Below are 25350 nucleotides of genomic sequence, written 5' to 3'. Positions count from 1 at the left end.
TATCTCAACTTACATTTTTGGTGTATAAGCTTCGGCCAATATCATCATTCTATCTAATGGGTCAAAACCATGTCTGATAAATACTTTTTTAAAGGTCGTAGAACCCCTAAGCCAGCTTATGGTGAAAGTGGTTATAACACCAAACGTGCCGCCAAACTGGGCACGGAAGCGTTACCGTTAATATTGTCAGTTCAAACCGAAGCTCGCCAACATGAAGTGGCTGCTATGGTCGCTGAACAGCAACTCTTTGCTAATATCACTATTGATGCAGATAAGCCTGAAAACATTGTTGATTTAACTGGTTTATTGAATAAACCCAAAGCGGTTACTTCTGAAGCTAAGCCAAACCGCAATGATGCTTGCCCTTGCGGCAGTGGTAAAAAGTACAAAAAGTGTTGCGGTGCTTAAACCAAAATACCAACGTTAGGCTCGTTGGTCACTAACGGACCAATGATTAAATATTGAAGCGGATCTTACGATCCGCTTTTTTATTGCCTTTAGATTGTTAACGTTAACGTTGTATACACTTAACAATCGAGGCTTACCTATGTAACCACATCACAAATTCACAAATGAGCGGCACTCTTGGCGGATCACTTATGGATAGGGTTTGGTATTAATCACGAACTTAGGTAAAGTGTCAGCCTTTGTTATAAAAATGAAACAGACCATAAAATAAAAGGGTGACTTATGAGCACTAATTCGCACTCAGACAATGATTTGAGTGAAGTAAAACAGTTAGGCATGTGGGCCGCGATCACCAGTTTAGGCTATATATTTTGGCTTGTCGGTGGTATGGAGCTAATAGAACGCATTGCCTATTATGGTGTCAAAGCCAGTGCTGGCTTATACGCTAAAGCGCCAGTATCACAAGGCGGACTGGGCATTAATTTAAGCGATTACGGTATTATTATATCCGTGTGGGCGTTGCTACAAACCTTCGTACCAGTGCTAACTGGCGGAATTTCTGACCGTGTCGGTTACAAAGAAACCATTTTCGTTTCTACCATCATCAAAATCTGTGGCTATTTAACCATGGCATTCTTCCCTAGCTTCTGGGGTTTTCTCGCTGGCGCCATGTTGCTAGCCATGGGTACAGGGGTATTCAAACCTGGTATTCAAGGCACTTTAGTACTGTCAACCAACCGAAATAATACTTCAATGGCTTGGGGCATTTTTTACCAAGTGGTTAACATCGGTGGATTTTTAGGTCCATTGGTGGCGGTACATATGCGTCAATTATCTTGGGATAACGTGTTTTACGCCTGTGCAGCCATTATTTCGTTTAACTTTTTATTCTTATTGGCTTACAAAGAGCCCGGCAAAGCTGAGCGCTTAGAGCGCGCACGCCAAGTGAAAAATGGTGAAATCACACAAGAAGCACTGTGGAAGGATGCCTTAAGAGAACTAAAGAAACCTGTGGTGATTTACTACATGCTGGTGTTTGCCGGTTTTTGGTTTTTATACAACTCATTATTTGATGTATTGCCTATTCACATTGCGGAATGGGTTGATACCAGCGTCATTGTCACCTCTTTATTTGGCCCAGAAGGCACCAGCAGCGGCATATTGCAGTTCTGGCTAGGGTTGAATAATGACGGCACCAAAGTGATGCCAGAGGGTATGCTTAACCTCAACGCGGGGATGATCATGACCACTTGCTTTATTGTTGCTGCGCTTACGGCTAAATATCGCATTACCACCACCATGTTTGTCGGTTGCTTATTGAGTATTTTAGCCATTGCCTTGGTCGGTGCATTTAATGCGGCTTGGATGATTGTATTGGCTATTGCCATGTTCTCTGTCGGCGAAATGATGATCAGCCCAAAGAAAAACGAGTTTATGGGTAACATCGCACCTGAAGGTAAAAAAGCCATGTATTTAGGCTTTGTCATGCTTCCTCAAGGCATAGGTTGGACGTTAGAAGGTTATTTCGGCCCTAAGCTTTATGACATGTACGCGTCAAAAGAACGCATCGCCCGTGAAGCGCTATCTGAACATGGTATGAACTTAACCGATATTGCTAACATCCCTCAAGGTGAAGCATTTAGTCGCTTAGTCAGTACCACAGGTCAAGACCCACAGGCATTAACCCAAGCTTTATATCAAGCCAACAATATCGGCATGGCTTGGTATATTATAGCCGCCATTGGGATTATTTCTGCAGTAGGTATTTTCATCTACGGAAAATGGCTATTAAGGATGCAGCGCCAACAAGTGGCTTAGTTGAGCTGACTGTAGAGTACTTTCCATATTTGATATAAGGGAAGCAGCAATGCTTCCCTTTTGTTTTTCTCGCCCAAAATAGGTTGATAGATTATTAATGAAGCAATAATACAGTCCCTCGTTAACGTCCCTCTCGTCAACTTACTTCCCATTAACTTATAACGCATTAACTCCGTTGTTATTACCGACTATGGTTTATTACCTACTCTATTTATTACCTACTCTATTTATTACCTACTCTATTTATTACCTACTCTATTTATTACCTACTCTATTTATTACCTACTCTATTTATTATCTACACAGTCCACTGCCAATTGGTAGCCCATATACATCAAATGACGCACATCAAATAACAGACGTAATGTGTCAATAATCTCAACGATTTACATGCCGAACTGTCTGGCCCATTAAGTCATTATCAGTTTAGATAAAGCGCCACTAGGTTAGATGATTCAGTTGACGTTGAAATGTCATTAACCTCTTCAATGGTCGATTAAATAGCGATAACTAAAGCTATTGGCATTGGTTGGATTGAGCAGATTTGATTAGGTTGGTTTGGTTTAAGTCGGATTAGATTGGGTAATAAATGATACTGAACGATATCTTCTTGAGAAGAAATATTAATACCGGCTGGCCATTAAGTGCTTATACACTGATGGATAAAATGAATAAAAAAAGGGAGGCATTGCTGCCTCCCTCTTACTTACTTTCTTAAGTGATGATTAAGAAGTTATCTAGATATTTAGTGCGCTGCACCAGAGTGAACTTTATCAAGACCGTAAGTTTTACCTTCAGCATGACAAGTTGCGCAAGACTCAATTGGTACACCGGCAGCAGACATTACGCTATCACCAGCAACTGTCGCACCATTACTCTTGAAGTGAGCTAGAGCAGCAGCACCAGAGTGAGCGTGACAACTACGACATGCTTCAGCGACAGGAGAAATAAATTCGCCACCACTGATTGCAATTGCAGTTCTGCCAGATGTTAACGTACCAGTGCCAGAGAAGAATGGCATAGCATCCCCTGCAGCATTCGCATCTTTATGACAAGCTTGGCAATTTGTTTTAGTTGCAGGATAGTTAACCCAAGTTTCACCATCTGTACCTAAGTAAATGCCAGCACCTGTGCTACCTGCAAACAAACCACTGTGGAAGCGATGTGCTACGGTCACTAGATCACGGTTGTTATAAGTTAACCCTTCAACAACTTCAAACGTAGGTTCGCCATCAGCATCTACACCAGCTTGCTTGTAAACATCTGCATGGTAAGAACCTGCATAGTTGTTGTTATGACAATCAGCACATTGTGTAAAGTTAGTCACACCATGGTTAGGTGATTTAACGTGAGACAAGTTGTCATGACAAGCATTACATTTAGCTTCGTCAGCTGTTGTACGGTCGTTACCAGCCTGTGTAGGTGAGGTATAGGCTGTCAACTCAGGACTAACAAAACGTAGATTGTCCTCAGTTAATACGCCTTTAGCCGCAACTGCATCAAACATAAAGTACTTAGTGACGATGTTAGCTGGAACAGGTACATCACAAGCACCAGTATCGGTTCCTGCACCTTCAGCTAGTTTGGTATTAACAACAACCATATCGGTCGTTGTATTACCACACATGTTCATTTCAGAAGTAACTGAAAGTATTTGGCCGTCTAACTGATTAGGTGTAAGTGCTTTAGTTAAGGTTAACTTGCCACTTTGAACCACAAACATTTCTGGATTAGAAGCTGTATTGATACTTAAACCACGCACATAATCGCCATTGCCATCAAGTGTACCGATTAAAATATCATCACCTGATTTAGCTTTGTTTAAGTACTGAGTTAAATCAGTACCATCAGCCGCAACCACACCATTTAATTTAACATCAATGATGACAGTTAATACGTCTGACGCGACTTCAGCAGAAGCAACCTCTAGTACCAAACCATTTTCAAAGGCGGCACGGCGATCAACACTGTGAGCTTCGATTGGGCTTAAACTACCTGCGCCATGACAACCAGAACAAACAGCGTCACTAGCAGGAACGATACCTCTATGGTTAACACCCGTCGTTAAATCAACATCAACGTGACATGATAAACAGGCTTCAGCATAGACATTGTCGTTCCACTGTGTGCCATTATCATGACAAACAGTACATTCATTTAACTCAGCAGGAAATCCAACTCCACCAAACATTTCTTTGGCTTCACCAGTCAACTTGTCAGCAATATGATGACCAGCATGAATGGTATGGATCATGGCATTGAAGTTAACGTTAAAACCAACTTCAGGATCGTCTTGTCCACCAGCATAAGCAGGATTATGACAAGCTACACAATTTTCAACTTTTTGGTAATTATGATGAGCACCAATGTTGGCAATACGCATATCAGTATCAGCGTAACCTTCCATTGGGCTATGACATCTAATACATGCTGCACTAGACACAGCATCTTTTGCAGAAACAGCAAGTTCGCCAGTAGCAGGAATAAAATCTACTGGAGTTGATAAAATCTTATCACTTACTGCTGTACCATCAGCCATCGTAACGTCATAGGCACGAATAAACACACGGACTAAATCGTTTGCATCACCACTTGCTAATACCACAGGCGCATTACCATCATGTGCCCAAGAACCAGTATAAGTACCAGGATTAGCTTCATCTTCAACTAATGTACAAGCATCGACTACAGCGCCGCCTCGAGCTGCGGCAGTACCGGTTAAGGTACAATACATGCTGCTACCAAAATCATTGGCAAGTGCATGGTTTGTCCACAACATTGGTGCGCCAGTGTCAGTAGCATTAGCTGATTGACTGGTCACGTATAACGCAACTTTATCAAGCCCAGTGTATGGAACGTCCGCTCCGCCACTTCCTTTACCTGTTACAGTAAATTTAACGTTAAATGGATCAGCACCTACTACGACGATATCCGTAGGAGCCAGTGTTAAGGTAAAGTCATAGGCATTTTCAACTGTTGTAACAACCGAACCAGCTGGAGTACCAGGCGTGCCAGGTGTTCCATCTGTACCCGCGGCACCAGCAGCTCCGTCAGCACCATCACTGCCGTCAGAACCACAACCGGTCACACCTAACGCTGCAATAAACGCTGCAGCAAGTAATGTTCTATTATATTTCTTCATTTTAAATCCCCCGATTTAAATTTGTAGGTTTTACGCATCTAAAATATAAGGAAATAGAACAAAACACCCGTCTGCAGTGGTAAACCTGTGAGGTTTGGTTACAAATTCGTTAACAGTAATCGATAGTTTTAGTTTTAGGTATACGCAAAAATGAAACCGTCAGTTTCAGATTAAGTAACCCTAAAGAGGTATTAAATGTATTTTGATAATGTAAAAAATAGTGGGTGACCAATAAAAAACCATAAAATCAGCGATTTACATAAATAATGGCTATAAAAAAGATTCAGACCACAAACTTAAGTGTTCTGAATCTCATCAAAAAATGTTACCAATCTTCACACTAGCAATGACTTAATGATATTGATTATCACTTCCTTAACATTTGACGAATAACGGCGGTAGTGTTCTGCTCGCTCAATTAAACAATAACTTGGCATAGCCATCACGCTATTGAGCTTATTAAATTCATCATGTGGAAGTTTTTCTACTCGTAATTGAGGAATTTGTTGCGCAAACGAACCTTCATTACAAATCGTAATGGCTAAGCTGTCCATGGTCAGTATGTGCCAATACCAATCTTCGAGTTTTCTTGCGCACTCAATATCTTCTAGTAGCAAACCATGGGTTTGACAATATAACTCTAAAGGATCAATACGATTGTTAAAGCCTTTACAGCGTAAATACACCACAGGGTGTTGAATAATATCTTCTAACTTGATGTTCTCAACACTACCCCAAAATGAATGGTTAATATTACCTACAACGCATAAAGACGTCACATTGGCAATAGGATAAGCCTCTAAACCATGAGCATCTTGAGTTTCAAAGCCAATACCAAAATCGAGTTCGCCATTGTAAATCAACTCTTCCGTGTCAGCTTGCCAACTGTGAAGTTTAACTTTGCCGATAACATCACGCGGAAGCTTACTTAACGCAATGGCTACACTGGTAATAATGCTCGGCGATACTGCAATATGTAAAATCGGTGTTTGATGGTGATTTAAGCGGTCGTCTGCCACTCGCTCAATTTGGCTCACCATGTCACACAATTGGCATACAGGCTGATATAAACGTTCAGCTAATGGGGTCGGTTTTAGCCCTTGTTGGCGACGAAAAAATAATTCGTCATTAAAAATAGCCCTTAATGATGTTAAACATCGACTAATTTTTGGCGCGGATACAGCAAGCTCTTTGGCTGCAAAATTAGCAAAGCCGGTTTCGTAAATGAGCTTAAACACCAACAAACTAAATACATCTAATTCGCTGACTTTTTTCAGTGCTTGAATATCCACATATCACCTAATCTGCTGTAATGAGGCGATTAAATTAACATGTATCCAAATAAAAAAAATTGATCTAGTGCTGAAAAATGCTATCAACTTCAGCTTTTGTTAATGAACGAAATTCACCCAACGCTAACTGGCTATCAAGCACGATTTCACCAATAGATTCACGATGCAGCGCCACCACCGGATTTCTAAAACGACCAAACATTCGCTTAATTTGATGGTACTTACCTTCACGCAACACCACCCGAGCTTGATGACTTGATAATACCGTGAGTTGTGCCGGTAATGTGGTGATGTCTTCAAATTCAAAATACATCCCTTTGGCGAATGCCTCTACATACCCTTGTTCTAGCGGATTAGCTAAGGTTACCAGATACTGTTTGTCGACTTTATGCTGCGGCGACATTAATGCTTCGGACCATTTAGCGTCGTTGGTTAATAATAATAACCCGGTAGAATGTAAATCTAATCTACCGGCAATATGCAACATTTCAGTGTTAACCCCGGTCATTAATCCTAATGCTGTTGCATGTTTATCATCAATGGTTGCACTTACTACCCCATCAGGTTTATTAAGCATATAGTACTGTTTTTGATATTGACGCAGCACCACACCATTACATTCAATATGAGTAAACTCATCAATTTGTAAGTCTGGTGACTTAGCAAACTGGCCATCAACAAGCACTTTATTGGTGACTAACAATAGCCGAACCGCTTTTTTGGGGATTTGTAACGTACCAGCAATAAATTGGTCCAGTCGACCTCGTTTAGACACCATAAAACTTCACCAATATAGAATGATACCAATTTGTTTAAGAATACCTTATTCTGTTAAAAGGCAAAAACATTAAGGAGTAACATGCTTTCGCAACCTGCTAGTACAGATTTGCGCCCAGATATGACCAGCGCTGAATTAAAACAGGCGATTAAGTCACTGGATCAATATTTACAAGATAACATTTTTCAAAGTGCAATTAATGACACCTTGAATAAGCGATCACATTTTTTCGATGCGCTATTATGCCAACTTTGGCAACCCTTCGAATTAGATCCCGCGCGTATCTCGCTCAATGCAGTTGGGGGTTACGGCCGGCAAACCTTACATCCTTTCTCTGATATCGACATCTGCGTTATTCACGATGGTCCATTAACGCCTACGGAAGCTGCTTCTGTAAGCCAATTTCTGACTCAACTTTGGGATCTTAATCTCGATTTAGGTCACGCTGTACGCAGTTTAACTGACACATTCCAAGCGTGTAAGGATGACGTAACCATTGCAACCAGTTTACTGGAAATTCGTCATTTATTCGGTAATAGTCAGCACCAACAGCAAGTGTTGAATGCACTGTACGGCCAGGATTTATGGCAAAGCCAAGCGTTTTTTAATGCCAAACTCAGCGAACAACAAGAACGCCATGCCAAAGCACAAGGCACCTCATACAGTATTGAACCCAATCTTAAAACCAGCCCAGGTGGTATGCGTGATATTCAAACCCTTACCTGGGTTGCTCGCAAACATTTCGGCGTTGCCAATATGCAATCACTACGTCGCTTTGGTTTTTTAACTAATGACGAATATGCTGAATTAATGGAGTGCCAACACTTTTTATTTAGAGTGCGCTTTGCCTTACATCAAGCAGCCCAACGTTCTGAAAATCGTTTATTACTGCAATACCAAGCTGAAGTGGCTAAATTAATGGGTTTTGGTGATGGTATGCCCATCGGTGAAAGCGGCAATATTGCTATTGAAAAAATGATGCGCCAATTATTTCGCGCCATGAAGCGCATCAGCGAGTTAAACAAAATTTTAATGGCGTATTTCCAACGAGAAATTATTCCAGAGCTCAATCCACAAATAATCGCGATTAACGATAATTTTGAAATTGTTGATAAGTACATTCACGTTCGCGACGAAACCGTATTTATCGATCGCACCCAAATTATGGCGTTATTTGAGTTTATCGCGATTCATCACGACAAAATAATCGGTATTACCGCAGAAACCTTACGATCTTTACGCCAAGTAAGACGTCGTTTAATGGGTGATTTACAAGATTTTCAGCGTTGTCGAGAGCAATTTAAAGCGATATTTGTTCACCCTCAAGGCATGGGACTCGCCATCACCTTGATGCATCAACACGGTATTTTAGCCTCTTATTTACCGCAATGGCGTGAAGTTGTTGGCCAGATGCAGTTTGACTTATTCCATGCCTATACAGTCGATGAGCACACCCACAAGGTGCTTAAAAATATATATCTCTACGGAAACGACATCAAAACGTTGGATAAAGATCTGGCATTAGCCGCTGATATTTATCAAAAAATGTCTAATAAGTCGACGCTGTTATTTGCTGCATTGTTTCATGATTTAGCCAAAGGCCGTGGCGGTGACCATAGTAAACTCGGTGCTGTTGATGCCAATTTATTTGCTAAGTTTCATGGCTTAAAAGTGTCACAAGAGAAACTGATTTGCTGGCTAGTAGAAAATCATTTGTTAATGTCTATTACCTCACAACGCATGGATATTTATGATCCTGATGTCGTGAATGCTTTTGCCAAAAAAGTAGGTACCTTAACCCGTTTAGACGCCCTGTACTGCCTGACCATTGCCGACATTCAGGCAACCAATGATGATCTGTGGAATGACTGGAAAGCGTCACTATTAAAAGATTTGTATTTTGTTACTCGTAAAGCACTGCGCAATGGTTTTGAAAATATTCTGCAACTGCGTACTTTGGTACGGGAACACAAGCAAGAAGCACTGAATTTATTAGCCACAGATGACGATCGCAGTGACGATATCAAAAAATTATGGCGTCGTTTACCTATCGCCTTTTTCAGTAATGCCGAAGCGGATGATATCGCCAGATACACCCAAGCGATGATTAACCACGATCTTACGCCTGTAACAGACAATCAATACAACACGCTAATTTTACTCGACGATGTCGTGGTAAAAGGTTGCAGTGACGTGTTTGTTTACACCAAAGACAGACACGGATTGTTTGTAAAATTATTCAATACATTAGCGACATTACGTATTTCGGTGAAACAGGCACAAATAGCCCGAACTAAAGACGGTTATGTGGTTGAGTCATTTAAAGTACTCGATTTTGATGAAAAGCCAATTACCAGTGCACAGCGTCGTGAACAAGTCATCAACAAGTTACATCAGGTGCTGGATAAAGGTATTAATTTACCGAAAAAACGCCAGTCGAGGCGACATCAGAGTTTCGATAATCAGCCCAATATCGAATTTTTGCATTCACGTAAATCGACCCGTAGCTTAGTCAATGTATCAGCATTAGACACCAGTGAGTTTATGGAACAAATTGCCAGTGCATTCAGGGAATTGGATTTGAATATTCATTCGGCCACCATCAGTACGGTCGGCGAACGCGCAGACAATGTATTTTTATTATCCAATAAAGACGATCAGCAGTTAACCCCTGAACAACAGCAGCAATTGTCGGCAACATTAATGCAAGCTATCACCACAGACGAATAACGACCTTAATCAGTCAGTGTTGTTGATACAAATGAGCCATGTGTGAATGAATCACCATGGCGCTTTTATTTCACCACTAAGCAGGCTTTGAGCAAACTGATGACTATGCGATAATCATGCCCATCAACTGCCGTAAATTAGGTCATCATGTCACAAGCCTTTAGTTATACTGCTGAATATGTACTAGACAAGTCGTACTTTGAAGAATGCTATCTGCAATCAATTCATCCCAGCACATCACCAAAACGTTTTATTAAAACCGCCATTTTTGCACTGGTTGGTTTGGCTATTTTAATGCTCGACACTCTAAGCCCAACATCAATGAGCACCAAAGAAACCTACTATTTAGGTTACTTTTTTATTGGCTTAGCCGTGGTAGAGTTTTTGAGTATTCGTTTTAATAAAACCTGGTGGTTATGGCGTCAAATGATGAGTAAAGCGGCAGGTGAGCATGTCAATCTTACAATAGATGATAATGGTATCAGTAGTCAGTCGCTGCATGTTAATCAACAGATTTTGTGGACTGATATTTATCGAATTACTGAAACCGATGCGGGCTTGTTAATTAAACTGCAAAAAACCACGACTTATTTGTCTAAACGCTGCTTAGATAAAAGCGCTATCGACTTTATTAATCAAAAACAATAACTTAAAAATAACTGAGTACTAATTCAAGACAGTATTTAAATATAGTAGTTCAAGACAGTAGATAAATACAGTAGATCAAAAAACACCACGTTTAGGCTAACGCATTCGCAATGCGTGGACGAATGTCGCTAAGTAACTCATCTTCAAACCATGGATTACGACTAAGCCAAATATTATTGCGCGGACTGGGGTGTGGGATTGGGATATAACGAGGCCCAAACCTGCGCCATTGCTGCACTGTTTCGGTTAATGTTTTCGGCTTATCGGTTAAATAATACTGTTGTGCATATTGCCCCACCAGCAAGACCAACTTGACGTTAACTAACTGCTGCAGCAATAAACCATGCCATTTAGGCGCGCATTCTGGCCGAGGAGGTAAGTCGCCAGACTTTCCTTTACCAGAACCGGCATAACTGCCCGGATAACAAAAGCCCATCGGCATAATAGCAATCTGTTTGGCATCGTAAAAAACGTCTCTCGTTACCCCTAACCACAGACGCAATCGGTCGCCACTGGCGTCATCAAATGGAATACCCGACAAATGTACTTTACGTCCAGGGGCCTGACCGATGATCAACACTTTTGCTTGCGGATCAATTTGCACTACTGGGCGTACACCATCTACCAGGCTTGATACGCAAAGTTGACAACTTTTTACTTGAGTGAGCAACGAAACCATATTCAATACCTTACTTTTTGTATATAAAATCATAAAAAGCGCGTTAATCGCTATATCTAACGGAACTAAGCTGCAGTAGTATTTGTCAAAATAACAAAGTTCTCCCAAGAAGGAACAACCATGCAACATTCACGTTTAGCCCTTACGACTTTAGCTGCTATGTTAATTAGCGGTACAGCGATGAGTTTTAGTGCTGCTGCACTTCCCCAAGCACCCGTTAGCGATGTAGTTTCATTAAAAGAAGCCTGCCAGCAAATTGCACTTGAAGACCAACTGCCAGAAAGTGAAGTCGGCGCATTTTTGCTTGATTGCGTTAACGACCAATTAACCGAAATGGGCTACGAACGTGTTGCGAGTCTAGATTAAGCCAATACTAAACCCAATGCGAAGCCAATACTAAACCAATACTAAGCCTAGACTACCCTCATGATGACGAGTATCAACTGACTCCCATAAAAAAACGCCATTAAGGCGTTTTTTTATGGGAGTCACCGTTGTTTGAGTAACATAAGCTTAAAACGCTTGGCAAAATATTCCAATCGATGCACCGATGGCAACAAACCAAGACAATGAACGTAATGTTCCAAAATTCAATAAATACAGCGCATGGTAAACCAGCCGTGCGACCACATGTACTATGGCTAAAAGCGCAACAATATCGGTAACATTATTGGTCAGTAATGCTGTTAATACTGCAATCCCAAATACGATTAGCGATTCAAATGCATTTTGATGCCCTGCTAATGCTCGCGCCCCAAAACCGGTTAATTGAGCTTGCTGGGCTCTTGGATGGTCATTGTCATATCGGCCTAATTTAGCCATTGCCATCGCTAATGGAACTTTTGCCGCATACGGCAACAGCATGGCAATCAATAAACATATCAGTATCGTCTGCATAATCTATCCTTAGTTATTAATATTCTTATTATGTATAGCTGTGTTTTAGTTGTATTCGTTGTATTCGTTACGATTGAACGCGTTGTGTTAACCACTAGTGTAATCAGAACAAAATAACATAATCTACCGGCCTTAATAACAACCTAATTCATATAATGCTTAAGCACTCATCTGCAAAATCGTAAATTATTGTTTCACCTTATAAATCAATCACAAGTTAACACATCAACAACATTTTAGTGACTAGTCTACACTTTAACTTGAAAGATCTTTCGCAGCACCACGGTCATTACTAATACCTCCTAACAAGAATAATGGCTGTACCCAGTCAATCTTGTCATGGGTAAACATGAATAGCAGTAAACATAATAACCACAAATGCAAGGAATACATCATGAATATGAAAGCACAAAGCAGCTTAACCGGCGCAGCATTAGCACTCGCAATGGCAAGCTTATCAGGTCAGGCTATGGCCGCTGAAACAAGCACGGCACCTTTGGCAGCAGGCGAAACAGATTTAGTCCATTGTTACGGCGTTAACACCTGCAAAGGCCATAACGATTGTAAAACAGCCGACAATGCCTGTGGCGGTCAAGCAAGTTGTAAAGGCACTGGTTTTGTTGGCATGCCTTCAAAAGCCTGTGCTGATGTAGGCGGCACGCAAAAAGATGATTGGGTTGGTAAAGTCACTAAAGCAGACCTAGTGCATTGTTACGGTGTTAACGTCTGTAAAGGCCATAACGATTGTAAAGGTGCTGATAACGCTTGTGGCGGTATGGCAAGTTGTAAAGGCACTGGTTTTGTTAGCACTACAGCAAAATCTTGTGCTGATATTGGCGGTAAAACAAGCTAATTAAGCTTCGTTTGATGACGCTGTCACCTACTATTGTGACAGGGTCATCAGCTTACTATCTCAATGATTAACGCAAGTTTTGCCTAAATCAAGCTAGAACATTTGCATTAAAATAGGATTCACCATGCCAGATACGCGCATTACAGAAGACTTTCTCGGATTTGGCTTGGGCTTACGAACCGACCATTTTGAATACATTTTGCAACACCAGCCAGATATTGACTGGTTTGAAGTGCTATCTGAAAACTACTTAGTCGCTGGTGGTAAACCCCGATATTATTTAGAAGCCATTGCCGAACAATATCCTGTAGTGATGCATGGCGTATCGATGTCGATAGGCAGTACCGATCCTTTAGACATGGATTACTTAAAAGCCCTTAAAAAGCTCAGTAACGACATTCAACCTAAATGGATATCTGATCATATTTGCTGGACCTCAATTCACGGCGTCAATAGCCATGACTTACTACCATTGCCTTATACCGAAGAAACCGTTAATCATGTCGCGCAGCGAGTTCGGCAAGTACAAGACGTACTCGGTCGTCGAATTTTACTGGAAAACGTATCGAGCTATTTGTCATACCAAGACTCGACCATGGATGAATGGGATTTTTTAAGCCAAGTAGCAGAAGCCGCAGATTGCTTAATATTACTCGACATCAATAATATTTATGTCAGCGCCCGTAATCATCATTTTAATCCACTCGATTACCTTAAAAAAATCGACCCACGCCGGGTACAACAGTTTCACTTAGCTGGCCACAGCGATTTTGGTGATTATGTCATTGATACCCACGACCACGATATTCCGCCGTCAGTGTGGACCTTATACCAAGCGGCACTAGAGCGCTTTGGCGCGGTTAGCACCATGATTGAGCGCGACGCTAATATTCCCGAGTTCCCAGCGTTATACCAAGAATTACTCGAAGCGAAAAACATTGCTCAGTTAACCTTGCCCGACGACCCTGCCCTAGCACGCTCACAGTTTGGCACTCGTTCACTTGATGACGTCAGCAAATTCATCAGCGCTAATCATGCTTCATCGCAAAAAGTCAGGGCATAAACATGAGTCGTTTAGCTGAAATTCAACAACAATTTATGCAATATTTACTGTCTGATGGTTCGGATACACAGCACGGACAGGTTCAGTCGGTGATGAAAGCAAACGTGTCTGAACAAGCGGGGATCAGCGCCGATGATCGCCTACAAATTTATGCAAATGCTTACCGAATTCGATTAAAAGAAACCATTGAAACCGACCACCAGCTGCTAGGTTTGTATTTGGGTGACGATTTATTCGATAAAATGGCAGCCGACTATACTCGTCAATATCCATCAAGTAATAAGTCATTGCGCCAGTTTTGTGATGGTTTACCGGAGTTTTTACAGCAAGATGCATTTTTTAAACAGCATCCGATTATCGCCGATTTAGCCCGATTCGAGCGCCGGTTACTCAATGCATTTGATGCTGCAGACTGCGCCCGTGCAAGCTTTAGTGACTTACAGGCCATATCACCAGAATTGTGGCCCGATTGCTGTTTACGCTTTCATCCCAGTGTACAAATATTCACTTGTAACAGTAATGCAGTCGAAGCTTGGCAAGCCTTGAAAATAGATACCGCACCACCGACGCCAGACTATGAGTCGCCTAGAGCGTGGTTATTATGGCGGGGAGAGTCTCGCTTAACCGAGTTTGTGTCGTTATCGACAGAGCAACATGCGTTGTTACTTGGGTTTATTCAGGGCAACAACTTTGCCGACCAGTGCGAACAAATGTTGCAATGGCACGACGAGCAATCTGCGCCAATGATGGTACTGCAAACCATGCAAACCTGGTTTCAACGCGGCTTAATTCGAGCAGTTGTGAGTAGTTAGATGATGATGTCAAAAGCGTTATAAGAACAAGAGTTAACTCATTTATCAGGACTGATATTGAGTAAAGCTGAAACTCTGCCATACAGGTTAACCATGGCATTTACTCACCGACACGCGCAAGTATATCCCTATAGCTCTACCGCCCCGTCCATGGGGCGGACGGTCGTCTCGCAAACACTCATGGCTTGCCTTTAAAGTATTTACGTAACCTGCGGGCTTTAAAAAGCCAAACAAATATTTAGCGTTCAAGACCTCATTGACATGCCGAGTTTCACATTTTCTGTGTCAAAGTTATATAAGTATAAGAGATAACTTATTTCTGGACATTTCCGAGTTAGAACATTAATTCTAATTCGTGAGTTTCAGGTTAAAATTTCTATGGGTAACGCTCCCATAAGGGGCGACTGAACGCTGGCTAAACTTAGGAACGCAGTGACGCCAGCCAGCGAGAAGGCGTCCCAGTGAGCCTGCGAACGAATTCATGGGCTTGTTATGTTTACTCTAACTCTTCTATTTGCCAGTTACTATTTTCCAAATAAGCTGAATGGTTAGGCTTAAGGTCTTTAAATTTAGAAATCCAAGGAAACTTTTTATATAAACACCCCATGCAAACAACCAATCCATCATCGGCGTCGTCAGTTGTATTACACATAAATTGCCAACCACCATCATCCCAATGTAACACCTCGACGATTGGTTGTTCACCATTCATAACAAATTTAGTTGTGACGGCACCTGTATTGGCTGGAAATGGAAAAGGCCAATTATTTGGAGAAGCACAATGTTCGGAACATTCAATAGTATTCATTGTAAACATAACGCCCCCTCTAATAAGTGAACCATGTGCTGGCGGGCGATTTGCTCAGCAAATAGCATGACAGACATGGTAAATCTTAATTTAGAGTCTTGTTATGCATTTTAAGTGCAACCCACTTTATGGGGGTTCGAATAAATACCCAGCAGAGCGGTGCTAATAGTAGGCCAGAAAAGTAAGCACTAAGTGCTAACTGCTCATGATAGCTAGCACCATCGACCTCAATCTTTTTCAACAGGTTATTACCTTTAAGGTACTCCCCCTTTATTGATTTACCACGTATTTCATCTCTGTACAATTCGCAAAAATTGTATTTTTTAGTCATGAAATAGTCTGTGCCATTTTTTGAAAATCGAACTGAATAGGTACTAAACTTTCCATTTAGTTCACATGAGATAGCGCTATTACTTAAATCTATTTCTTCGATATTTTCATCTGACCAGACATGAAAAATCCAAACCGATATACTTAAAAGTATTACAGCTAAAATGACAATATCGATTTTATGATTAATCCAAAATTTGGTCATTTACCCACTTTGCATAACAGCGTATTAGCGAGAATTCCGATAAACATCCTGAGAAGCTCACCAAAACTCAACATCCATACTGCTTTAATTATTAATAATTTTAGTAACTTATCAGCTTAAATAACCCAAATCAATAACCTTTTAGTCTAGGCAAAAGCGAGAATTTAGATAATCGAGAATAATACAAACTCGTTATGTAGAGCAGATATATTAACAAAAATAAGCTAATTCAATTGGATAGCATTGTCTTTTAGGTGAAACCGAGAATTTTCGCAATTACATAACGAGAAACAACACTGTTGTTCTAACACAAATGAATTATAACTGTGTAAAAACACAGTATGCTGTCGCAAAGATTTTATGATGTTAATCGTAGATAAATTTATATCAAAATGGTGCTTTCATAAATTAGCGATAACTAAGTTCAAGCAAAGTTTAAATTGGATGTTTTCTAACAAGGAACGGGGCGTGCGACGTGAGGTCGTATGAAGCGCTGTTCACCGCTTTTGAGTGAACCATCTGTATCACCAGATGAACCTAGGAGCCTGAATAAAGTAGCGGCTCTGACAATGTAATGAAGATTGGTTATAGACCAATCGGGATCTGAATCGTGAGAGAACGATCCTCCTGATAACCACAAATTGGGTGAGTGCTAGGTAGTCAGTATGATGAACATATGTAAATCCGCGTAAGGTGCGTTATACGATGAAACAGCGGAAGTGGTTTATACGCTGTGGCCAAAAGGCAATGAGAGTTGGAAAGAGATTGCCCCATGCTCTTTCGTGGTCAATATAACTCTTCGCACTATAGCGGGCATCTACCCTGACATTGCGCGACATACGGAACACGGTAAGCCTGTATTGCTCCCTTTGGGAAAGCCGATATGGCCGATAGCGGTGCAGGTATAGGAGGTTGGAAAAAGCAAAGGCTGCATTGTAACGATGCAGATACAGACTTGTGTCTGGTCACGAAAGTGAGCCCACTTCCGACTGGTCTCCCGTTGCAAGATAATTTGAAGAACTTTATTCAAGGAGAAACGCAAATGATGATTTCAACAGAGATTAGTGCCTCTCCTGACGGCGAACAATGGCAGTCCATAGACTGGAAATCCGTTGAACCGCATGTATTAAAGCTTCAGATGCGTATTGCAAAGGCAACACGAGAAGGTAAACACGGTAAGGCGAAAGCGTTGCAATGGATACTGACTCACTCGCGTTCAGCAAAACTTCTTGCTGTTAAACGAGTATCAAAAAACAAAGGCAGTAGAACGCCTGGAATAGATGGTGTCATCTGGAACACGGATGCACGCCGCATGAAAGCAGTAAATCAATTGAGCAGGAAGGCATATCAAGCCAAACCACTCAAGCGTATCTATATCCCCAAAAAGAATGGCAAACTTAGACCTCTTGGTATCCCATGCATGATAGACAGAGCACAACAAGCGCTCCACCTTCTTGCATTAGAGCCTATATCGGAGACGCTTGCTGACCCAAACAGCTATGGATTTAGACCAAATCGTAGCACTGCCGACGCAGTCGATCAGTGCTTCAAATGCTTGGCTCTAAAGAGATCAGCGCAATGGGTTCTTGAGGGAGATATCAAATCCTGCTTCGACAAAATCGGGCATCAATGGCTTGTTGATAACATCGCCATAGATAAACGAATGTTGGAACAATGGTTAAAGTCTGGTTTTATGGATAAAGGGTTGTTTTATCGTACTGATGAGGGCACGCCACAAGGAGGGGTTATATCCCCAACCTTGATGCTAATGACTCTTGCTGGACTTGAACAGCGCATAAAGTCTACAGCACTCAAAAAGGGTGCTAGAGCCAACTTTATTGGATACGCCGACGATTTCGTCGTCACCTGCGCTTCAAAGGAAGTGCTCGAGAACGATATCAAACCGTTGATCGCTGACTTCTTGGCGGAAAGAGGCTTAACACTCTCCGAAGAGAAAACGCACATTACCCACATCAACAAGGGTTTTGACTTCTTAGGGTTCAATCATAGGAAGTACAAAGGAAAATTGCTCATCAAACCGAGCAAGTCCAATACCTTGTTGTTCTTGAGTAACCTGCGCGAACTCATCAAAAAGCACGCAACCATCCCTGTTAACGATCTTATCAAACTGATAAATCCAAAACTAAGGGGTTGGGCGAATTATTATCGTCATTGCGTTGCTAAGCAAGTATTCGGGTATGTTGGGCACAAACTATTCTATACGTTATGGCACTGGGCAGTAAGGCGCCATCCAACAAAATCTAAGACTTGGATAGCCCTTAAATACTTCATCAACCGAAAAGGCCAATGGCAATTTCACGGTTGGCAGAAGGTCAAGGATATGGATTGCCAATTTAATCTATTCCAAATAGCCAAGGTGCCTATTGAGAGACACGTGAAAATCCGAAGTGCGGCTATACCATTCGACCCTCAGTACCTAGAATACTTGGTTAGGAGAAAATCGAAAAGGCAAGCTCGTAACTCTTGGAATGAATCAGCTCTCACTGCTTTATAAGTTGCTGGGTATCTAACGATACCTTTGTGGAGGCTTGAGCCTAGTGCAGTGAAAGTTGCACGCTGGGTTCTTAGGAGGGCGGCACTTGGTAACAAGTGTCGTCTATCCGACATAAACGTGTCAGATATACTGACTTTAAAAGGGACAAATTCAACTCTGAACTTGAGGACGTTGAAGAAAATAGCGTGAATCCTGACATGGATGTCAGGCTAGCTTTCGGGGTACAGGATGTACCATCGGAAGCGTTAGCATTTTCGAATAAGTCCGAGGCGGAATAACAATAAAGTCAAAAGCTGGATCAACCCCATGGCGACCTTTTCGCTGTTTGAAAATGTTGCGGGGCGGCTGGGTGATCCAAGAGGGAACAGCCGTTGGTTTCCTTTTGGTCTGGTGTGGGTGAAGCGCCACGACGTTAGTGGCCGCAGGCCATAATCTAAAAACATAATGGGGCATAAATGAGTTACGTATATTGCTTGCAACGGTCCAAATTCAACTCTGAACTTGAAGCCGTTGAAGAAAATGACGTGAGCCCAGACATGGATGTCTGGTTAGCTTTAGAGGGGAAGGGACGCCCCATCTGAAGCGTTAGCATTTTCGAATAAGGCCGAAGCAGGCTTCAAATTATTGTGGCTTAATGAATCTGTACACCGATTGAGGTAAAATCCCCTTAAGATAAAACGGTGTAAAAAGTAATGAAGACTCAACCAACTTACTCAACAGAATTTAGAATAGATACCGCTAACCTTGTGATTAAACAAGGTTACACCATCCGAGAAGCTTGTGATGCAACCGGCGTAGGCCCGACAGCGATTAGACGTTGGGTAACCCAGCTAAGACAAGAATTTGAAGGTATTACTCCATCAGCTAATGCCATCACTCCCGAACAAAAACGAATTCAAGAGCTTGAAGCGCAAATTAAGAAAATTGAATGGGAGAAAGATATCTTAAAAAAGGCTACCGCTCTCTTAATGCAAGACAACATCAAACGATAGCATTAATTGAATTGTTATCGAGAGAGCAGAACATCGTCAAACAGCTTTGTCATTTGTTTAAAATACCGCGTAGCAGCTACCATTATCATCTCAAACATCGTGGATTAGTGAAGCCTGAACGTGAGAAACTGCGCCAGCAAGCGATTGCAATCCACCGTGATAGTCGTGGCTCTGCAGGGGCAAGAACGATAGCAGGCCAGCTTAATCAACTGGGTGAAAATGTTGGCCGTTATAAGGCCGCGAGTTTAATGAGAGATGCAGGGCTAATCAGTAACCAACCCAGAAAGCATCGTTACAAGATAGCAAATGATGAATCTAAAATAGCCCCTAATTTGTTAAAGCGGCAGTTTAACGTTGAAGCAATAAATCAGGTTTGGTGTGGTGACGTGACCTATGTTTGGTCAGGAACCAAATGGCTCTATTTAGCCGTGGTAATGGATTTGTATGCGAGAAAAGTGGTGGGTTGGGCTTGCTCTGACAGCCCGAATACCGATTTGACTTGTGCAGCATTAAGAATGGCATTTGAAAGTCGTGGACGGCCCCAAAACCTGATGTTTCATTCTGACCAGGGTTGCCATTACAGTAGTCTTCAATATCGACAAATGCTGTGGAAATATCAAATAACGCAGAGTATGAGTCGACGAGGAAACTGCTGGGATAACGCGGTAATGGAACGTTTTTTTAGAAGTTTTAAAACAGAATGGATGCCGAAGTATGGTTACAACAATTTTGATGAAGCGAAGCTGGATGCGTTGAATTACATACTAAATCACTACAATACAAAACGTGGTCATAGTTATAACAATTATATGACGCCAGCGGCTGCCGAAATGGCTGCATAAAACACCCCCTGTTTGTGTACAGTTTTACTTGACCACATCAAATGCAGTCAAAAGCTGGATTGATCCACGTCGCGAAATTATCGCTTTTCAGATAATTTTGATGTGGCGGCTGGGAGTTCCAAGAGGGAACAGCCGTTGGTTTCCTCTTGGTCTGGTGTGGGTGAAGCGCCACGACGTTAGTGGCCGCAGGCCATATTTCTAAACAAACCTTGGGGCAAAAACGTTTTACGGCTTCAACTCACTTGGAAAACATTGATCGAAATGATCAAACGTTATTATCAATAATCAGACATTATTATTTATTAAACGCTGATATCAACGCACAATTAATAGCCTTAGTTAGGGCTAAAAATCACATATTAACCCTCCTGTGAAGGCAACCATACTTTGACGCTTAAGCCGCCTTCTGGGCGGTTTTGCATACTAATACGGCCACCATGCGCTTCAATAATCTCGCGACATAATGGCAAACCAATCCCTGTACCAGATTGTTTAGTTGAGTAAAACGGTAACAAGGCTTGCGACAATACCTCGCTAGACATCCCGCAACCTTGGTCATCTACTTTGATTAATAACCCGTTAATTGGATGAGTCACTTCCTCAAACGTTATCGACACAGTGTCTGCCTCCGCGCCAGACTCGTGAGCGTTTTTAAGCAGATTAATAAAGACTTGTTCTAATTGCACTGCATCGAGTTTTATCGGCTTAATCGGTAAAGGTGACAACAATTTAAATGGGTATTGCTGCGCTAATTGCTGGGTCATCTTAGCCCAATCAATTGAGGCTTTTTGTGGCAGTGGTAACTTAGCAAACTGAGCATAATGGGAAATAAATTGGCTCAGGTGTGTGGTGCGATTTTCGATGGTATCAAAAATTAATTGCAACTTGCTGTCGTCTAAATGCTGGGTTAAAAACTTACCGGAGTTGACCATAGAAGCAATGGGCGCGACCGAGTTATTAAGCTCGTGGCTAATAATTCGAATCACCTTTTTCCACACAGCCACTTCTTGGCGGTTAAGTTCTTTGGTGAGCTGTTTAAGCAAAATTAAATGGTGCTGCTGATTGTTTTGAGTGAAGCGGCCACGAGAGATATGCCAGGTTTCAACGTCGCTACTGTCAGCATCAGTATTAGAATGACTATCAACACCATCGGCCCCGCTACCGCCCATCGAAAACAGTCCTTCTTGCTCACTGCTTAACGCCGCTTTAAGCGTGTCGGGTAACATCACCACAAGATCAGGTAACAACATGCCTTCTACTTTGACACCCTGATTAAACAAATGTCTTGCTGCGCCATTGGCGTAAATGACTCGCTGGGAATTATCGATTAATAGCATGACATTAGGTGAGTTCTGAATCACTTTATCGAGCATTAACTCGCGCTGATAAATAAACTGTCGCTCACTACGCAATTTTGCCGATGCTTGGTTATATAAGCTCACTAGCGCATCTAATTGTGGTTCGCCGTAGGGATGCAGCGACACACTAAAATCATTATCTTTAAAGTTAAGTAGACCGATTTCCAATGCTTGCAGACTTTCACTTAATCGTCTTGTTAGCCACATACTGCAAAAATAACACACCGCCAGCATCACAATAATAGCCAACCATAAGGTGTCATCACCCAATGTAAGCCACACTAAAGCGCCTGACATCGCTCCCAAAAGGCAGCTCAACATGTTACTGATCAGCAATTTAGTGCGCAGTGATAACATCATTATCTAGTCACCCTAAGGCCATATTTCTCCATACGGCGATAAAGGGCTTGTCTACTCAAGCCAAACGATTTTGCTACTCTGGCAATGACGCCATTATATTGCGCTAAAGCGTCTTCTAGCTGTTGCTTATCGGGTTCGCAAATCGACTGTGTGTCATCAATGCCCTGATCTTGTTGGCCAAGATGATGTTCAACAACAAGCGCATGCTGGGTAGCTGCACCGCCATTAGCTATCGCCATCAAGCCAAAGTCATCAATCGTTAATTGTGGTGACTTAGCTAACAGCGCCGCCCTTTTGCAGGCATTTTCTAATTCACGCACATTACCCGACCAACTGTGATTAATTAACGCCTGCTGGGTCGACTTATCAAGGCTATAATGAGCACCAATAAAGTGTTTCACTAACGGTAAAATATCATCCTGGCGTTGATTCAATGGTGATATGGCTAGCTCAATGACATTTAAACGATAAAATAAATCTTCACGAAAACGCCCATGAGCAATGTCGTCGGCTAAATCCGCGTTGGTTGCGCTAATCACTCGCACATTCACTTTACGGGTTTGATGACTGCCTAAACGTTCAAACTCACCGGTTTGCAACACGCGCAATAGTTTCACTTGGCCAGATAATGGCAAATTACCAATTTCATCTAAAAATAATGTGCCACCATCGGCAGCTTCAAAACGGCCCATACGGGTTTTATTGGCGCCCGTAAAAGCACCCGCTTCGGCGCCAAACAATTCGGCCTCTAATAAATCCATTGGTAAAGCACCAATATTGACCTTAATAAACGGTTTATCTTTTAATGGCGAGTTGGCCTGTAAAATATCGGCTATTTTGTCTTTGCCCGCACCATTGGGGCCAGTGATCATCACCGACACATCGGATCGCGCAACTTGCAATGCCAAATCAACACAGCGCTGCATGGCACCACTACCAAAAATTAAGCCACATAAATCGGCGCCATTAATGGCCGACATGCGTTCACTGTCTATCCGGGTTAATTGGCTATTTTGCTGAGACAGTCGATAAATTGATAATAGGTTGCTAATACTATTAAGCAGCTTAGCGTCATCCCACGGTTTCCCCATGTAATCAGCTGCCCCCGCTTTAACCAACTCGACAGCGGTTTCTAATTGGGTCCACGCAGTCATTAAAATAATCGGTAAATTAGGCTGTAACTGACGCAATGCGTAAAACAGTTGCTTGCCTTCTTCACCCGAGGTGGTATCACGGCTAAAGTTCATGTCTTGAATGACTAAGCTGATCTCTTTATTAGTCACAATCTCAATAGCCGCTTCTGGTGAATGACAAAAAATTGCCTGATAGCCATGCAGTTCAATCATTAACGCAAGCGCTTGGCAAATGGCGTGATTGTCATCAACAATTAAAATATTATCCATTACGATGATGTTGTTCTCATTGAGTTATATCCAAATATCTGTATTTATTAGTCACGTTTATAAGCCTAGCACGCTAGGGCAAAATTCAATACATTAGCAATGACTGTCTCGCATAGAGTCTCAAGCTGAGTACCAAGCTGAGTACCAAGCTGAGTACCAAGCTGAGCCTCTAATGGTATGCGGTCTACACACTGCGCGTTGCCATGGCGGGTGAAATATTAGCCGCCTTAGCTGCGGGCACTATTACCGCTAGCGTAGTTACAACCAGCAAACCAATAACAGAGATAATCGGATAAATCACCGGTACCATAGGTAAGCTATACAGTGACATTAATTGCTGCCCAAGTACCAACGATAGCATGCCACCGATGACCCCACCGACAATACAAATTAGGTAATTTTCCACCATAAAGTATTCAATAATGTCACGTTTACGTGCACCCAGCGCGCGGCGAGTGCCTATTTGTTTGGTGCGGCGTTGAATATTAAACATCACCATACCGGTTAATCCCAACGCTGTAATTAATAACAATAACACCACCATAATACTTAACACTGTCGCCATTAAACGGTGGTTACTGTAAGTTAAATTTTTAATCGTGGTGAGTGTTTGGAAGTTTTCCACTACACGGTTTGGGTTTTCTGCATACAAGGCTTTACTAATGGCTTCTTCTAACGCTGGAATATGTTCAGGTAATGCCCGCACCATGTATGATTTATTACTACTACTGCCACCAAAATCGATATTCTGGATCACGCTGTATTCAAAGTTTTCGTGGTCAACCCAAGCACCTTGCAGCTTATCCACTACGCCTATAATGGTCACGGCTTGCTCACCTTGATACATGGTTTTACCTAAAGGTGACTCATCGCCCCAAAAGGCTTTGGCTAACGGTTGCGACACTAACGCCATCATGCCGCTGTCATCTAAGCTGGTATTAATTTCATCGGCGGTAAAATTTCGCCCGGCAATTAACTTCGCTCCCATCACATTGAGTAAGTGCTCATTACCCAAATAAAAGGCAAACCCAGGGGTGCTTTTAGCGGTATCGGCATCTGGGCCGTCAACATAGCGATCCATCCATCCGCTGCCGCTTAACGGCAACATATTGCTGTAACTGGCATCAATTACATTGGGCAGCGAACGCAAAATTTGTTGGTCAACTTGGTTTTGTTTCATGTTGTCGATAGCAGGATCGAAATTATACAGGTTAAAGGTCAGGATCTGATCTTCGGCATAGCCAGATTCTCGCTGCATTAGCGACAAACGTTCGTTAATAATAAAGCTCGCATTGGCGACTATCGCAACCGACAAAATAATCTGCAATAGCAATAAAACCGGCGCACTTTTACTGCGCATTAAACTGGATAAAATCGGTTTGATATGTAACATGGTGATGTCCTTTCTTAAGCTTAA

General features: G+C 42.0%; 20 protein-coding genes. 10 read left to right on the top strand and 10 right to left on the bottom strand.

From position 1 onward, the window contains the following. The first annotated feature begins 69 nt into the window (after positions 1-69). Complete coding sequence (locus GUY17_RS04975) at positions 70-408, top strand: PBPRA1643 family SWIM/SEC-C metal-binding motif protein (RefSeq protein WP_011636389.1); 339 nt, start codon at positions 70-72, stop codon at positions 406-408. 282 nt (positions 409-690) lie between these two features. After that, positions 691-2226 (top strand): MFS transporter, encoded by a 1536-nt coding sequence (locus GUY17_RS04970; protein WP_162022493.1) that lies wholly within the window; start codon positions 691-693, stop codon positions 2224-2226. A 745-nt stretch (positions 2227-2971) separates the two neighbouring features. Here the strand turns inward: GUY17_RS04970 and GUY17_RS04965 are convergent. From GUY17_RS04965 to GUY17_RS04955, 3 genes are all read right to left on the bottom strand, one after another. Then, on the bottom strand, positions 2972-5368 hold the full coding sequence (locus tag GUY17_RS04965) for an OmcA/MtrC family decaheme c-type cytochrome (protein WP_101085830.1): 2397 nt from the start codon (positions 5366-5368) through the stop codon (positions 2972-2974). A gap of 335 nt (positions 5369-5703) precedes the next feature. Next, positions 5704-6660, bottom strand: a complete 957-nt coding sequence (locus GUY17_RS04960) for a LysR family transcriptional regulator (RefSeq protein ID WP_101085831.1) — start codon at positions 6658-6660, stop codon at positions 5704-5706. A gap of 64 nt (positions 6661-6724) precedes the next feature. Beyond that, a complete protein-coding gene (locus GUY17_RS04955; protein ID WP_101085832.1) occupies positions 6725-7438 on the bottom strand; it encodes a 16S rRNA pseudouridine(516) synthase in 714 nt (237 codons plus the stop codon). Positions 7439-7519: 81 nt separating this feature from the next. Between GUY17_RS04955 and glnD the strand changes: the two genes are divergently transcribed. Next, positions 7520-10168, top strand: a complete 2649-nt coding sequence (gene glnD, locus GUY17_RS04950; protein ID WP_162022492.1) for a [protein-PII] uridylyltransferase — start codon at positions 7520-7522, stop codon at positions 10166-10168. A gap of 147 nt (positions 10169-10315) precedes the next feature. Continuing rightward, positions 10316-10816: a YcxB family protein gene (locus GUY17_RS04945; protein WP_162022491.1), complete on the top strand. Its 501-nt coding sequence runs from the start codon at positions 10316-10318 to the stop codon at positions 10814-10816. Between the two features lie 91 nt (positions 10817-10907). Here GUY17_RS04945 and GUY17_RS04940 read toward each other — a convergent pair whose 3' ends face one another. Beyond that, on the bottom strand, positions 10908-11495 hold the full coding sequence (locus tag GUY17_RS04940; RefSeq protein WP_242445096.1) for a uracil-DNA glycosylase family protein: 588 nt from the start codon (positions 11493-11495) through the stop codon (positions 10908-10910). Between the two features lie 120 nt (positions 11496-11615). On the opposite strand from GUY17_RS04940, the gene GUY17_RS04935 reads away from it, so the two are divergent. Next, positions 11616-11861 carry a hypothetical protein gene (locus tag GUY17_RS04935; protein WP_162022490.1) on the top strand — a complete coding sequence of 82 codons (246 nt, stop codon included), beginning with the start codon at positions 11616-11618 and terminating at the stop codon, positions 11859-11861. Between the two features lie 147 nt (positions 11862-12008). On the opposite strand, the gene GUY17_RS04930 is transcribed toward GUY17_RS04935, so the two are convergent. Further along, entirely contained in the window at positions 12009-12392 is a 384-nt protein-coding gene (locus tag GUY17_RS04930) for an MAPEG family protein (protein ID WP_101085836.1), read from the bottom strand. 394 nt (positions 12393-12786) lie between these two features. Between GUY17_RS04930 and GUY17_RS04925 the strand changes: the two genes are divergently transcribed. The 3 genes from GUY17_RS04925 (at position 12787) to GUY17_RS04915 (ending at position 15120) form a co-directional block, all read left to right on the top strand. Next, positions 12787-13245 (top strand): hypothetical protein, encoded by a 459-nt coding sequence (locus GUY17_RS04925; protein ID WP_101085837.1) that lies wholly within the window; start codon positions 12787-12789, stop codon positions 13243-13245. A gap of 124 nt (positions 13246-13369) precedes the next feature. Then, positions 13370-14308 carry a DUF692 domain-containing protein gene (locus GUY17_RS04920; RefSeq protein ID WP_101085838.1) on the top strand — a complete coding sequence of 313 codons (939 nt, stop codon included), beginning with the start codon at positions 13370-13372 and terminating at the stop codon, positions 14306-14308. Between the two features lie 2 nt (positions 14309-14310). Then, positions 14311-15120, top strand: coding sequence for a DNA-binding domain-containing protein (locus GUY17_RS04915; protein WP_162022489.1), 810 nt, complete (start codon positions 14311-14313; stop codon positions 15118-15120). A 496-nt stretch (positions 15121-15616) separates the two neighbouring features. On the opposite strand, the gene GUY17_RS04910 is transcribed toward GUY17_RS04915, so the two are convergent. Both GUY17_RS04910 and GUY17_RS04905 read right to left on the bottom strand, forming a co-directional pair. After that, a complete protein-coding gene (locus GUY17_RS04910; RefSeq protein WP_254439869.1) occupies positions 15617-15937 on the bottom strand; it encodes a hypothetical protein in 321 nt (106 codons plus the stop codon). A gap of 76 nt (positions 15938-16013) precedes the next feature. Further along, entirely contained in the window at positions 16014-16463 is a 450-nt protein-coding gene (locus tag GUY17_RS04905) for a hypothetical protein (protein WP_162022488.1), read from the bottom strand. Between the two features lie 1042 nt (positions 16464-17505). Between GUY17_RS04905 and ltrA the strand changes: the two genes are divergently transcribed. After that, positions 17506-18978 (top strand): group II intron reverse transcriptase/maturase, encoded by a 1473-nt coding sequence (ltrA, locus tag GUY17_RS04900; protein WP_101087243.1) that lies wholly within the window; start codon positions 17506-17508, stop codon positions 18976-18978. A gap of 692 nt (positions 18979-19670) precedes the next feature. After that, a protein-coding gene (locus GUY17_RS04895; RefSeq protein WP_162022487.1) for an IS3 family transposase occupies positions 19671-20812 on the top strand; the annotation gives its coding sequence in 2 pieces (ribosomal slippage) (positions 19671-19917 and positions 19917-20812; 1143 coding nt in all). Positions 20813-21171: 359 nt separating this feature from the next. Here GUY17_RS04895 and GUY17_RS04890 read toward each other — a convergent pair. The 3 genes from GUY17_RS04890 to GUY17_RS04880 form a co-directional block, all read right to left on the bottom strand. Next, positions 21172-22527: a PAS domain-containing sensor histidine kinase gene (locus GUY17_RS04890; RefSeq protein ID WP_162024286.1), complete on the bottom strand. Its 1356-nt coding sequence runs from the start codon at positions 22525-22527 to the stop codon at positions 21172-21174. A 2-nt stretch (positions 22528-22529) separates the two neighbouring features. Next, positions 22530-23933: a sigma-54 dependent transcriptional regulator gene (locus tag GUY17_RS04885; protein WP_162022486.1), complete on the bottom strand. Its 1404-nt coding sequence runs from the start codon at positions 23931-23933 to the stop codon at positions 22530-22532. A gap of 184 nt (positions 23934-24117) precedes the next feature. Further along, positions 24118-25326: an ABC transporter permease gene (locus GUY17_RS04880; RefSeq protein WP_123777219.1), complete on the bottom strand. Its 1209-nt coding sequence runs from the start codon at positions 25324-25326 to the stop codon at positions 24118-24120. Positions 25327-25350 lie beyond the last annotated feature (24 nt).

The sequence above is a fragment of the Shewanella sp. Arc9-LZ genome, from assembly GCF_010092445.1.
Taxonomy (GTDB): Bacteria; Pseudomonadota; Gammaproteobacteria; order Enterobacterales; family Shewanellaceae; genus Shewanella.
The sequence above is the reverse complement of the archived record's forward strand: the minus strand, read 5'-3'. Positions and strand labels throughout refer to the sequence as shown.